Origin of the sequence: Deinococcus carri (genome assembly GCF_039545055.1) — a bacterium.
In the GTDB taxonomy this organism is placed as follows: domain Bacteria; phylum Deinococcota; class Deinococci; order Deinococcales; family Deinococcaceae; genus Deinococcus; species Deinococcus carri.
In genome coordinates this window covers 102551-115111 of the sequence record NZ_BAABRP010000007.1, presented here as the reverse complement: position 1 = coordinate 115111, position 12561 = coordinate 102551, and the positions used below count along the sequence as shown (strand labels likewise).

11 protein-coding genes are annotated in these 12561 nt (G+C 71.0%); 5 read left to right on the top strand and 6 right to left on the bottom strand.

Going from position 1 to position 12561, the window contains the following annotated elements:
- Positions 1 to 12 precede the first annotated feature (12 nt).
- On the top strand, positions 13 to 1140 hold the full coding sequence (locus tag ABEA67_RS10785) for an aminopeptidase (RefSeq protein WP_345464981.1): 1128 nt from the start codon (positions 13 to 15) through the stop codon (positions 1138 to 1140).
- A gap of 71 nt (positions 1141 to 1211) precedes the next feature.
- Here ABEA67_RS10785 and ABEA67_RS10780 read toward each other — a convergent pair whose 3' ends face one another.
- The 5 genes from ABEA67_RS10780 to ABEA67_RS10760 form a co-directional block, all read right to left on the bottom strand.
- Entirely contained in the window at positions 1212 to 1661 is a 450-nt protein-coding gene (locus tag ABEA67_RS10780) for a GNAT family N-acetyltransferase (RefSeq protein ID WP_345464979.1), read from the bottom strand.
- Positions 1662 to 1724: 63 nt separating this feature from the next.
- Entirely contained in the window at positions 1725 to 2288 is a 564-nt protein-coding gene (locus tag ABEA67_RS10775; RefSeq protein ID WP_345464977.1) for a C39 family peptidase, read from the bottom strand.
- Between the two features lie 35 nt (positions 2289 to 2323).
- A complete protein-coding gene (locus ABEA67_RS10770; RefSeq protein ID WP_345464976.1) occupies positions 2324 to 2797 on the bottom strand; it encodes a hypothetical protein in 474 nt (157 codons plus the stop codon).
- A gap of 25 nt (positions 2798 to 2822) precedes the next feature.
- Positions 2823 to 6221 (bottom strand): DEAD/DEAH box helicase, encoded by a 3399-nt coding sequence (locus ABEA67_RS10765; protein ID WP_345464974.1) that lies wholly within the window; start codon positions 6219 to 6221, stop codon positions 2823 to 2825.
- 2 nt (positions 6222 to 6223) lie between these two features.
- Positions 6224 to 7813: a peptide chain release factor 3 gene (locus ABEA67_RS10760; protein ID WP_345464972.1), complete on the bottom strand. Its 1590-nt coding sequence runs from the start codon at positions 7811 to 7813 to the stop codon at positions 6224 to 6226.
- A gap of 188 nt (positions 7814 to 8001) precedes the next feature.
- On the opposite strand from ABEA67_RS10760, the gene ABEA67_RS10755 reads away from it, so the two are divergent.
- A complete protein-coding gene (locus ABEA67_RS10755) occupies positions 8002 to 8769 on the top strand; it encodes an SIMPL domain-containing protein (protein WP_345464970.1) in 768 nt (255 codons plus the stop codon).
- A 154-nt stretch (positions 8770 to 8923) separates the two neighbouring features.
- On the opposite strand, the gene ABEA67_RS10750 is transcribed toward ABEA67_RS10755, so the two are convergent.
- Complete coding sequence (locus ABEA67_RS10750) at positions 8924 to 9841, bottom strand: histone deacetylase family protein (protein WP_345464968.1); 918 nt, start codon at positions 9839 to 9841, stop codon at positions 8924 to 8926.
- A gap of 116 nt (positions 9842 to 9957) precedes the next feature.
- Between ABEA67_RS10750 and ABEA67_RS10745 the strand changes: the two genes are divergently transcribed.
- From ABEA67_RS10745 to ABEA67_RS10735, 3 genes are all read left to right on the top strand, one after another.
- A complete protein-coding gene (locus tag ABEA67_RS10745; protein WP_345464966.1) occupies positions 9958 to 10974 on the top strand; it encodes an NAD(P)H-dependent flavin oxidoreductase in 1017 nt (338 codons plus the stop codon).
- The gene (locus tag ABEA67_RS10740) at positions 10962 to 11459 is read left to right on the top strand and encodes a GNAT family N-acetyltransferase (protein WP_345464965.1); all 498 of its coding nucleotides are present in this window, start codon (positions 10962 to 10964) and stop codon (positions 11457 to 11459) included. Before ABEA67_RS10745 ends, ABEA67_RS10740 begins: the two co-directional genes overlap by 13 nt.
- Positions 11460 to 11556: 97 nt before the next feature.
- Positions 11557 to 12561, top strand: a complete 1005-nt coding sequence (locus tag ABEA67_RS10735) for a S1C family serine protease (RefSeq protein ID WP_345464964.1) — start codon at positions 11557 to 11559, stop codon at positions 12559 to 12561.

Below are 12561 nucleotides of genomic sequence, written 5' to 3'. Positions count from 1 at the left end.
AGGCTCAGGCGCGTGCAGACGAATCAAGCGGCGGCCTCCCCCCGGAAGCCCGACCTGAGCCATGACCTGAGCTACGACCCGGCCCGGCACGCGGCCCTGCTGGCCGACTACTGCCTGAACGCCCAGCCCGGCGAGCGGTTGCTGGTGGCGGGGGGCACGGCGGCGCTGCCCCTGGTGCGCGAGGTCGCGCGTGCCCTGCTGACGCGGGGGGCCAGGCCCGTGGTGCGCCTGGATTACCCCGGCCAGGACGACGACTTTGCCGCCCTGGCCGCCGACGCCGTGCTGGACACCATTCACCCCGCCGACCTCGCGGACGTGGAGGCGCTGGACGGCAGCCTGCGGATTCTGACGCCGGAACCGGGGGCCGACGGGGACGCCGCGCGGCGCGCCCGCCTTACTGCCGCACGCGCCGCCATCGCCGCCGCCCGCGCGCAGAAGAAGTGGAGTCTCACCCTCTACCCCACCCCGCACGCCGCCGCACAGGCGGGCATGACCGAGGCGGAGTTCGGGGCCTTCGTGATGCGGGCGATGTTCCTCGACCGCCCCGACCCGGTGGCCGCCTGGGGCGAGGTGCGGGCGACGCAGGCGCGGCTGATCGAGCGCCTGAGCCGCGCCGATACCGTGCGCATCGAGGCCCCCGGCACCGACCTCACCCTGCGTGTGGGTGGCCGGAGCTGGGCCAACAGCGACGGCAAGCGCAACATGCCCAGCGGCGAGGTCTTTACTGGCCCGCTTGAAACGAGCGCGGAGGGCGTGGTCACCTTTACCGTCCCCGCGAGTTACGGCGGCGTGGTGGTGCGCGGCGCGCGCCTCGTCTTTCGCGCGGGCGAGGTCGTGGAGGCCAGCGCCGAGGAGGGCGAGGACGTGCTGCGCGCGGCCCTCGCCACCGACCCCGGCGCGCGGCGGCTGGGCGAACTGGGCATCGGCACCAACTTCGGCATCCAGACCCCGACCGGCAACATCCTCTTCGACGAGAAGATCGGCGGCACGGTCCACCTCGCCCTGGGCCGCTCCTACCCGGAAACGGGCGGGGTGAACAGCAGCGCGATTCACTGGGACCTGATCACCGACCTGCGGCAGGGTGGCCGCCTCAGCCTGGATGGGGAAGTGATGCAGGAGGGGGGACAGTTCCTGGGATGAGCCGCCGGGGGCGGGCGCTGAGCCTGAACCCAAAGTGACGCAAGAGGGGAAGGTCCCAGTGGGGGCAGCCCCTAAGCCAGCCGTTTCTCGAAGGCCGTTTTCGTCTCTCCGTTGAAGCCACAACGCCGGTAGAACGCATGGGCCTCGCCGCGCACGTTGCCACTCATCAGCATCAGCTTGTAGGCCTCCCGGTCCCTGGCGAGCCGCTCCGCTTCCTCCAGCAGTCGCCGGCCGATGCCCTGGCCCCGCCGCTCCTCACAGGTCACGACGTTCTCGATGAGGGCGTAAGGCCGGGCATCTCGGGTCAGGTTGGGAATGATGCTGAGGGCGAGGGTGCCGACGACCTCTCCCCCATTTTCGGCCACCAGGATGCGCGTGATGTCCTGCCTCGCCAGAGCCGCCCACGCGGCGCGATGCCGCTCTGAGACCGTAGCCGGGTCACGCGCACTGAGCTGGTGGTACAGGGCCAGCAACGCGGGCAGGTCTTCCTCACGGGCATCACGAATCATCACATCCGGCACGGGTGCATCATCCGGCCTCGCCCTGGGGGAAGCAACCCGGCGACCTTCCCCACGCTCTTCTCCCTACCCCACCACCTTCCGCACCGTGGCCCGCCACTCCGGCGGATACATCACCGCGAACTGCCCCTGATGGTCGGCCCAGACGCGCGTGAAGTCGGCGTAGCTCATCCGGACGTACCCCAGCAGGGGGTCCATCAGGTAGACCTGCTGCCGGGCGTCGTCGTAGCCCGTCACGACGCGCCAGTGGGGGATGGTCTGGGTGGCCGTGATGTGAGATTGCAGGGCGATCAGCGGCAGGCGGGCGCGGATGGCCGAGCGGACGGTATCCAGCGAGCCGCCGCGGTACAGCCGGGCTTCCATGCCGACCTGCGGCGCGAAGTCCACGATGGCCTGCGCGGTCATATACGCCCGCTCGCTGGGGCGGGTGAGGCGGCTCACGTCCGCGAGGCTGACGTTGATGCCGAAGTACCCGAGAACTTGCGTGATGCTCGCCGGGCCGCAGGCGTTGTACGTCTGGCGGACGAGCGGCATCCCGGACAGCACGTAGCCGGCGGGCGGCGCGGAGGCCGGGGCCGCCCTCACGCTGCCCAGCAGGCCCGCGAGGAGGAGGGGAAGCAGGAAGCGCACCCGCTCAGGATGCCCCGGCCCCTCTGACGAAAGGGTTACCGCCGCCGCACCCCGCACGTGCCCAGCGGCACCTCGCGGCCCTGCTCCACGCGCGTGAAGTCGCCCGACACGTAGTTGATCCCGGCCTCACGCGCCTGCACACGGCAGCGGTACATCACGCCCGCCGTGCCCGCGTTCCAGAGGAAATCGGTCTGGCCGGTGCTCACGGTCTGCACCAGCATCGGCGTCCCACCGGGAAACAGCAGGCGCAGGGTCATCACGGGGTTGAGGTTGCTGCGGACCTTGACGCTGGCCTTTTCGCTGCCCGCGGGCACGTCGCTGCGGTCCATATCATAAGTGCTGAAGCGGCCGGTGGTCACCTCGGCGCTGGTAAGCTGCCCACCCTCGTAGCCCTGGGCCAGCCAGTTCTGACCGGCGGCAAAGGTGGTCGGGCGGGAGGAAGTCAGGGAACAGGCACTCAGCGTCAGCAGGGACAGGCAGGCCAGGGCGGCGAGAGGAAAACGGGCCATGCCCCCAGTCTAGAGCGTTGGGCGGTCAGGCAGGTGCGGGTTCCTCTGCCTCCTCCAGCGGCGCGAACAGCAGGTCGAGGTCGGAGGAGGTGAGTTGGGTGGCGCTGCTGAGGCCGCCGTCCAGCACGCCCTTTGCCAGCGCCGCCTTGCGGTTCTGGAGGTCCAGGATGCGCTCCTCGACGCTGCCCGCCGCGATGAGCTTGTAGACGAACACCGGCTTGTCCTGCCCGATGCGGTAGGCGCGGTCGGTGGCCTGCGCCTCGGCGGCAGGGTTCCACCAGGGATCGAGGTGAATGACGGTATCGGCGGCGGTGAGGTTCAGGCCCACGCCCCCGGCCTTGAGGCTGATCAGGAAGACGGGGACCTCCCCCCCCTGGAAGCGGGCGACGGGCGCGGCGCGGTCCTTCGTCTGCCCAGTCAGCTTGGCGTAGCCGATGCCCAGTTCCTTCAGCGTCTCCTCCAGCAGCCCCAGCAGCGTGGCGAACTGAGAGAAGATCAGGATGCGGCGGCCTTCCTCCACCATCTGCGGGAGGTTCTGGGTCAGCCAGTCGAGTTTGGCGCTGCCCTTCACCTTGCGGGCGGCCTCCAGCTTCACCAGGCGCGGGTCGGTGACGGCCTGCCGCAGCTTGAGCAGCGCATCGAGGATGGCGACGGTGGAGCGGGCCAGACCGCGTGCATCCAGTTCCTCGCGCACCCGCTCCAGCATGGTCACGCGCACCGTCTCGTAGAGGTCGCGCTGGTCGCCGTCGAGCGTGACGCGCACCGGCATCTCGGTCTTGGGCGGGAGTTCCTTCGCCACGTCGCGTTTCTCGCGGCGCAGGATAAAGGGCTTCACGCGGGCGGCGAGGGCGGCCTGGCGCGCCCGGTCCCCCTGTTTCTCGATGGGCGTGCGGTACAGCTCGCGGAAGGTCTTCTCGTCGTGCAGCAGCCCCGGCGTCAGGAAGTTGAACTGCGACCACAGCTCGCCCAGGTGGTTTTCGAGGGGCGTCCCGGTGAGGGCGAGGCGGTGACGGGCTTTCAGCGCCCCGGCCGCCTTCGCCGCCGCACTCTTCGCGTTCTTGATGTTCTGCGCCTCGTCCAGCACCAGGAGGTGAAACTCGTGTTCGCGGAGCTGGTCGATGTCGCGCGGCAGCAGCGGGTAGGTGGACAGCACCAGGTCGTGGTCGGGAATGCGGGCGAAGTCGGCCTTGCGCCCCGGCCCATGCAGCGTCAGGACCCTGAGGCCCGGCGTGAAGCGGGCGGCCTCCGCGCGCCAGTTGCCCAGCACGCTCGTCGGCGCGACGACGAGGCTGGGGCGATCGGCGCGTCCGGCCTCCTTCTCGGTCTGGAGGTGGGCCAACGTTTCGAGGGTCTTGCCAAGCCCCATATCGTCCGCCAGAATCCCCCCCAGGTCGTACTCGCGCAGGAATTGCAGCCATGCGAGGCCCTGCTGCTGGTAGGGGCGCAACTCGGCGTTCAGACCGGCGGGCGGCGTGACTTCGGCCACGCCCTGAAAGGCGCGCAGGCGGCGGCCCAGGTCCAGCAGGCGGTCGGCCCCCAGCCAGCGCGCGTGCAGCGCCTCGTCCAGCATCGCCAGGCGGGCCGCGTCCAGAACCGGCAGGCGCAGCGGGCCTGCGGGGAGGTCGCGCAGGTGCAGCTCGACCAGCACGCTGAGAATGGCCCGCACGCGACCAGCGGGCAGCGGGAGGCGGCGGCCGTCGGGCAAGCGGGCGGTGATGAGGTCGTCGTCCTTCAGGGCGGCCAGGGCTTCGGGCGTGAAAAGTTCGGGACGCTCGGCAATCAGCGAGACGAGAATGGGAATCAGGCTATGGCGCTGGCCGTCCACGACGACGCCCAGTTCGAGCGTGAACCAGCCGCCCTCCTCCTCCGCCTCGCCGTACCAGTCCTCCACCTCCGCGAAGTGGTAGGGGAAGCTGGGGTCCACCTCCACCCGGAAGCCTTTGGCCTCCAGCCTGGGCACCTCGGCGGTCAGGAAGCGTTGCCAGCCGGCCTCGTCAGCGAAGGCGTAGAGGGCATTGGCGCGGGGGTGGCGGATCTGGTCGCCGCGGGGTTGCAGGTTCTGGAGGCGCTTGAGGCCGGTGCGGGTGACCTGTCCGCCCGCCTTCTTCTCGGCGGCGGGGTCGCGGGAAGCCAGGTGCAGCACGCCGCCCTCGTAGTTCTGCCGCTCCAGGTCCAGCGGCCCCCCGTCGTAGTGGTGGGCCAGGTGGGCCACGCCCAGGCGTTCCGTGCCGGTGACCCTGCGCCAGCCCTGGCGGCGGCTGACCTCCACCGCCTCCTCGCGCAGGGTCAGGACGGGCTGGTACTTCAGCGGCGTGCGGACCGTGCGGACGGGGCGGGGGGTGGGCACGTCCAGGCCGGGAAAGCTCTCGCGCAGGGCACGGGCGAAGCTGGCGGCCTGGGCGGGGGGCACGGGGGGCACGCTCAGGAAGGCGTCCTCCAGCGCGGGCGGCAGCGCGGAGGTGAGGCGGCCCAGCAGCCCCGAGGCCTCGTCCACGTACCAGCGGGGCGAGACGGGCAGCACGCGCACACCCCCCGGCAGGGCGACGGTGGGCCGCTGCACCCCGCCCGCGTCCATCTCCCAGTCGTAACCGACCTGCCGCTCGGGGCCGGGGCGCAGGGGTTCCCCCTCGCCCGCCCAGTACAACCGCCCGGTGTCCCGCAGGTGCGCCAGCAGCGTGTCGGTGAGGGGGTGGTTGCCCAGGAACCACGTCTCCTCGCCGCCCTGCACGCCGCTCTCGGCCCCCAGCGCGAGCAGTTGCAGCACGTCGCGGTCGGGGCGGGCGAAGCGGGGCAGGCTCCTGGCATCGGCGGCCCCATGCGACCAGCGCAGCGCGTGGGGCAGCGGATAGACCGAGGTGGGATAGGGGCGACCGTTCAGCAGCGAGGTCCGGCGCACCTGCACCGTGACCACCTCGCGGGCCGAGCGGGCGCGGACCTGCACGTCCAGCTCATACCTCAGCAGCGCCTCGGCGGAGTCCGGCCCGCCGCCCAGGTCCGCCGCGTAGCTGAGCCAGGTTCGCAGCGGGCTGGCGAGGGGCGGGAGGGGGCCAGGGTCGGGGGTGTCCTCTTCGGCTGCGGGTTCGGGGGCAGGCTGGACGGGGGCGGGGAGCGGCCCAGGAGGCCCGTCCCTCTCCCCCGACGCCTCCGCCAGCGCCCGTTCCAGCGCCGGACTCAGCAGCACGCGGACGAGGTGGGGGCAGCCTCTCTTGCCGCAGCCGCAATCGCCCCCCGTAAAGATCCCGGCCTCGTTCAGCAGGAAGGTCTGCCGGTAGAGACGCCCCGCGTCCTTGACCTGAGCGTGGCCCAGGTAGCCGAACTGGGTCCGGGTGAGGTCCAGGTCGGTCACGGCCTTCACGCTCAGGCTCAGCGCCGCACTGACGGCGGGCATGGAGAAAAAGGCCGGGGGAACGCGCTTGAGGTCCATGCTTACACCCGCGTCAGGTCCCTCGGCAGCGGCAGGAACTCGATTTCGGGGTGCTGCTCGGCGGTGTAGTCCAGGTCGTACTTGGAGCGGAACAGCATCACCGGGCGGCCCTGGTCGTCCTCCACGTGGCGGGCGAAACGGGCCACGCTGCCCGCGTCCCCGGCCAGCCAGCGCACGAGCTGGTAGGAAGTCACGTGCAGTTCCACGTCCACGCCGTATTCCTCCGCGAGGCGGGCCTGAAAGACCTCGAACTGGAGGGGGCCGACCGCGCCCAGGTAGGGGTCACGCGCGCCGTCGGTGGGGTAGAAGACCTGCACCACGCCTTCCTCCGCGAGCTGCGTGAGGCCCTTCATGAACGCCTTGCGCTTGCCCACGTCCTTGAGGGCGAGGGTGGCAAACGTCTCGGGCGTGAAGCGCGGGAAGGAGGGCAGCGTCACCTTGGGGTCCACGCTCACCACGTCGCCAATCTGAAAGACGCCGGGGTTCACCAGCCCCACGATGTCGCCGGGGTAGGCCTCCTCCACCTTCTCGCGGTCCTGCGCGAAGAGGGTGTGGGCCTGCGAGAGCCGCAGCTTGCGCCCGGTGCGGGTGTGGGTCACGTCCATGCCGCGCTCGAAGTGCCCCGACATCACGCGCATGAAGGCGGTGCGGTCGCGGTGCTGCTTGCTCATATTGGCCTGGAGCTTGAACACGAAGCCCGCGAAGGGCGCGTCCGGGTCGCGCTCGCCCAGGTTCGTCTCGACGGGACCGGGCGGCGGCGCGAGGTCCACGAAGTTGGCGAGGAAGTGCTCGACGCCGAAATTGTTCATGGCGGAACCGAAAAAGACCGGGGTCAGCTCGCCTGCCAGGAAGGCGGCGGGGTCGAACTCGGGCATCGCGCCCTGGATCAGTTCCACGTCCTCCCGCAGCTTGGCGGCGAGGTCGGAGCCGACGAGGTCCACCAGCCGGGGGTCGTCCAGGCCCGCCGTCTGCATGGGCGCGCGGTGCTTGCCGCCCGACGTGCGCTCGAAGGCCAGCACCTGCCCGGTCTGGAGGTCGTACACGCCCTTGAAGTCCGGGCCGTCGCCGATGGGCCAGGTCAGCGGCACGGCGGTGATTTTCAGCGTGTTCTCGACCTGAGAGAGCAGGTCGAAGGGGTCCTGCGCTGGGCGGTCCATCTTGTTCACGAAGGTCAGGATGGGAATGCCCCGGTTGCGGCATACGGCGAACAGCTTCTCCGTCTGCGTCTGCACACCGCGCGCCGCGTCCAGCACCATCAGGGCGGAGTCGGCGGCGGTCAGGGTGCGGTAGGTGTCTTCCGAGAAGTCCTGGTGGCCGGGGGTATCGAGCAGGTTGACGTGCCGCCCGGCGTACTCGAAGGTCAGCGCCGAGCTGGAAATGGAAATCCCGCGCTGTTGCTCGATGCTCATCCAGTCGGACTTGGTGTGCGAGCGGCCTTCCTTGGCGGTGACGGACCCGGCCTCCTGAATCGCGCCTCCGTACAGCAGCAGCTTTTCGGTGATGGTCGTCTTGCCCGCGTCGGGGTGCGAGATGATGGCGAAGGTCCGGCGGCGGGCGATTTCCTGGTCGAGGTGGGCGGTGGGGATGGTCATGGCCGTACTCCTATGCAAGGGTCCTGCGGGCAGACAGAGGGTGCCCGGCTTGAAAGACAGGGAACAACGCGGCACCTGCGACTCGCGCTACGGGGGCGGGAGGAGGTGCGTCATCCGGACATGATACCGCGTGGGCGGCCCCGCACCGCCAGGGTGGAGGCCGTATCGGGCGGGTGGTACTGTGATTCATGTCTGCTCCGTCACGTTTTCCCGCCGCCGTGATGGCGACCACCATCGCATCCCTGGCCTTTCTCGCCACGGGCTTCGTGGTGGTGCGGGGGCTGGCCGACGTGAAGAACGCCAGCGACGTGATCAACGTGACCGGCAGTGCCCGGCGGAACATCACCTCGGACCTGGCCGTGTGGACCTTTACCCTGCGCAGCAGTGACGACGCGAGCCTCCAGGCCGCCTACCGCGCCTTTCAGGCCGCGCAGCCCACCATCGAGGCGTTTCTGCGCGGGCAGAACTTCAGCGGGGCGGAACTGCGGCGCGAACCCGTGAACGCCGGGCCGCAACCCTACACCGTGATCGAGGACGTGAACGGCGAGAACCGGGAAGTGCAGCACACCCGCTACGCGGTCAGCCAGACCTACCGCCTGCAAGCCACCGACATCCCCAAGCTCCAGCGGGCCATCGGGGCCGCCACCGCCGCCTTCGTGCAGGTCAGCCAGGGCGGCGTGAGCGTCGAGACGGGCGACGTGGAATACCTGTATACCCGGCTGGCGGACGTACGGGTGCAGCTCCTTCAGGAGGCCAGCCAGGACGCCCAGCGCCGTGCCCAGGCCGTCGCCCGGAGTGCCGGAAACACGGTCGGCGCGGTCAAGAACGCCCGCGTCGGCGTCTTCCAGATCACGCCCCGCTTCGAGACCAGCGTGGAGGACACCGGCAGCTACGACACGACCAGCCTGGAAAAGGACGTGACGGCGGTGGTCGAAATCGACTTCGTGGTCCACTGATACGAATTCCGGTCGAGCAGTGACAAAAACCATTCAGCCCGAGCAGGGTGAGGAGGAACGTTGAGGGCTGCTGGGAACGGACGGGACGGAAACCGTATGAGGGGTCAGGGCATACGGGATTGCTCTGATTCCAGGGAATCAACCCAATTTGGTATCAGGAGGCGGCGAAGGTGGCCAGCGCGGCGTCAAGCGTGCCCAGCCGCGTCTGAATCAGCTTTTGCGGCTCGCGGTTGTAGCCTCCGGCCATCACGGTGACGAGCGGCGTGCCGGTCTGCGCGGCCCAGCGGAACACCCGGCTGTCCCGCTCGCGGACCCCGGCGGGCGTCAGGGCCAGGCGGCCCAATTGGTCGCCCTCCAGCACGTCCGCCCCCGCGAGGTAGAAGGCGAAGTCAGGGCGGAAGGCGCGAACGGCGGGCGCGACGACCTCCTCAAGCGCGGCGAGGTACGCCCCGTCCCCGGTCCCGTCAGGAAGGGCCACGTCCAGCCCGCTCTGCTCCTTCTGAAAGGGGTAGTTGTTCGCGCCGTGGACGCTGACGGTGAAAGCGCGGGCCTCGTCTGCCAGCAGCGCCGCCGTGCCGTTGCCCTGATGCACGTCGAGGTCGAGAATCAGGATGCGCCCGGCGTGGCCGTGGTCCAGCAGCCAGCGCGCGGAAATCACCACGTCGTTCAGGAAGGAGAAGCCCTCCGCGTGGTCGCGGTAGGCATGATGCGTGCCCCCACCGAGGTTCAGGCCCAGGCCGCCGGCAAGGGCGTCCCGCGTGGCGGCCAGGGTCGCGCCGCTGGAGAGCAGGCCGCGCTCCACAACGGCCTCGTTCCAGGGAAACCCCAGGGCGCGTTCCTCGGCGCGTGTCACCTCCCCACGTCGCCAGCGGGCGAGGTAGGCCGCGTCATGGACCCGTTCGGCGTATGACCAGTCCAGCCGGGGGGCGTCGAGCAGGGGCAGCCGCGCCTCAGCCCCGGCCAGCAGCCGTTCCACGAACTCGCGCGGGAGGAACTGCCGCCGGGGAGGGGGTCCCCCCGCATACGCCGCACGGCGGAAGGCAGTCCAGGCACGGGGGAAGGGGGAGGGCATGGGGTCAGGGTAGGGCGTACGAGGAGCGGTCAGCTATCAGCCGTCAGCTTTTAGCCTTCAGCAGTCAGCCAGAAAAGCTGAAGGCTGACCGCTGACAGCCTCCTTATGCTGTCCCCATGAATCCCCTGATGCAGCGCCTGGGCCTGCGCGTGCCCATCGTCCAGGCCCCGATGGCAGGCGGCCCGAGTACGCCCGAACTGGCAGCGGCGGTATCGCAGGCGGGTGGCCTGGGGAGCCTGGGTGCGGCTTACCTGACCCCGGCGCAGCTTCGGGAGGCGGCGGGAGCGGTGCGGAGGCTGACGGACCGCCCCTTCGCGCTGAACCTGTTCGTGCCCGAACCCCGGCCCGCCGTCACGGAGGAAGAGGTGGCGGCAGCGGTGGCCGACCTCGTGCCGCTGCACGCGGAGCTGGAGTTGCCCCCGCCCGCCCTGCCGGAGCGCGTGCGGGAGGACTTTGAGGCACAGTTTGAGGCGGTGTTGGAGGTCAAGCCCGCCGTCTTTTCCTTCGCGTTCGGGCGACTGGGGCGGCCAGAGATGGCGGCTCTGCAAGCGGCGGGAACGCTGGTCATCGGCACGGCGACCGGGGTAGAGGAAGCCCGCGCCCTGGCAGCAGACGGTGTGGACGCGGTGGTGGCCCAGGGCGGTGCGGCAGGGGGGCACCGGGGCGGCTGGGGCCAGGACGAACTGGCGGACACACTGGCGCTGACGCGGGCGGTGGCGGAGGCTGTGGCCCTTCCCGTCATTGCGGCGGGCGGCCTGATGAACGCGGCGGACGTGCGGGCAGCGCTGGATGCCGGGGCGAGCCTCGTGCAGTGCGGCACGGCCTTTCTGCGGGCGACCGAGGCGGGCACCTCCGCGCCGTACCGGTCGGCCCTGGCGGCGGCGCAACCGGGAGCCACGACGCTCACACGGGCCTTTTCGGGGCGTCTGGCACGCGGCCTCGCCAACCGGGTGACGGCAGAGGTGGGGCGGCCTCTCCCCTATCCTCTCCAGAATGGCCTGACCCGCCCGCTGCGAACGGCCGCCGCCAGCGCGGGCCGGGCCGAGTTCCTGAGCCTCTGGGCCGGCGAGGGCGCGCACCGGGGGCGGGAAGGCAAGGCGGCGGAGATTCTGGGGGACCTGTGGCCGGAGTAACCCTGCGCCCCCTCCAGCCCGGCGACGAGGAAGCAGCCGTCCGCTGGGCCGCCGACCGCGAATTCTGCCTGGCGACGGGGTGGACGGTCGGCCTCGCGCCCCGCAAGGTTCGGGAACACTGGGCGCGAATCATCGTGGGGGCCGGGCCGGACTTCCTGCGGCTGGGGGTGGAGGTGGAGGGGCGGCTGACCGGGTATGTAGACCTGGCGAACCTGACGCCGATTTCCGGCGAGTTCGGTATCGCTATAGGCGAGCGGGCGTGGTGGGGCCGGGGACTGGGGACGGCGGCGGGGCAGCGGATGCTCGCGCACGGCTTCCATACGCTCGGCCTGGACACCATCACCGCCGAGGTTCACGCCCCCAACCTGCGCTCGCACGCGCTGATGCGGCGGCTGGGCTTTCGGGAAACCGGGGTGGGCGGGCCGGACAGCTACCGGGGAGAACTGGTGGAGACGGTGTGGTATGTGCTCACCCGGCCTGACTGAATAGCGCCCCTCCCCCTTCGGCCCCCCCATTCGGCCAGGCTCCGCGCCCCGCCATTCGCCCGGCGTGTTTTCCGGGCCTGCGCCGCACCATAGGGGCATGACGAACTTTGATGAGATTTCGGCAGGGATAGCGGACGCCGCGCAAACGGCGGGAAACAGTGTGGTGACGGTGATGGGCGGCGGCCCGGTCAGCGGCACGGTCATTGCAAACGAGCAGGTGCTGACGGTCGCGCACGTCCTGCACGGCGACGAGGTGAGCGTGTGGACGGCGGACGGCCAGGAACGGCCAGGAACCGTGCTGGGCCGTGACCCGGTAACGGACCTCGCCCTGGTGCGGGTGGAGGGGCTGAACGTGACGCCCTTCACGCCCAGCGCGGGGGCACGCCTGGGCGAACTGCTGCTCGCGGTGGGCCGCCCGCCGCACGGCCTTCAGGTCAGCCTGGGCCTGATGCAGCGGGCAGGTGCGCCCGAACGCGGCCTGCTGCGCGGCTGGCTGCACGCCGGGGCCGCGCCTTTCCGGGGCGTGTCGGGCGGCGCGCTGGTGGACGCGCGCGGCGGGCTGGTCGGTGTGCTGAACGCGGGTGTGCAGCGGGGCACCCTGCTGGCCGTGCCGGTCGCCCACGCCCTGCGGACTGCCGAAGCCCTCGCCGCGAGTGGCCGGATGCCGCGCGGCTACCTGGGCCTGGCGACACAGCCCGTCCACTTCCCGGACCCCGCCCAGGCAGAGCAGGGCGAAGAGGCGCATGAAGCCCGGCGCGGGAGGGGTGGCCCGCACCGCCACGGTCCCGACCGTCGGGGGCCGCAGGGCTGGGGACCGGACCAGCGCGGGCCGTGGGGTCGCGGGGGTCGGGGCGGACCCTGGGGACCGCGTGGCCGGGGCGGCAGGGTCGGCCTGACCGTCGTGCAGGTGGAGGAAGGCAGCCCCGCCGCGCAGGCCGGGTTGCTGGTCGGGGACGTGCTGCTGGCCCTGGACGGCGAGGTCATGCGCGACCCGCGCGAACTGCTGGAGCGCGTGCGCGAGCGGGCCGGAGAGCCGCTCCGCCTGCGTGTGCTGCGCGGCGGCCAGGAAACGGACCTCACCGTGACCGTGGGAGAACGCTGA

Excerpts from the sequence above, each read along its gene's own strand:
- ABEA67_RS10770 (WP_345464976.1), bottom strand. The coding sequence starts at position 2,797 with ATGGCCCGTTTTCCTCTCGCCGCCCTGGCCTGCCTGTCCCTGCTGACG.
- ABEA67_RS10765 (WP_345464974.1), bottom strand. The coding sequence starts at position 6,221 with ATGGACCTCAAGCGCGTTCCCCCGGCCTTTTTCTCCATGCCCGCCGTC.
- ABEA67_RS10760 (WP_345464972.1), bottom strand. The coding sequence starts at position 7,813 with ATGACCATCCCCACCGCCCACCTCGACCAGGAAATCGCCCGCCGCCGG.
- ABEA67_RS10755 (WP_345464970.1), top strand. The coding sequence starts at position 8,002 with ATGTCTGCTCCGTCACGTTTTCCCGCCGCCGTGATGGCGACCACCATC.
- ABEA67_RS10750 (WP_345464968.1), bottom strand. The coding sequence starts at position 9,841 with ATGCCCTCCCCCTTCCCCCGTGCCTGGACTGCCTTCCGCCGTGCGGCG.
- ABEA67_RS10745 (WP_345464966.1), top strand. The coding sequence starts at position 9,958 with ATGAATCCCCTGATGCAGCGCCTGGGCCTGCGCGTGCCCATCGTCCAG.
- ABEA67_RS10735 (WP_345464964.1), top strand. The coding sequence starts at position 11,557 with ATGACGAACTTTGATGAGATTTCGGCAGGGATAGCGGACGCCGCGCAA.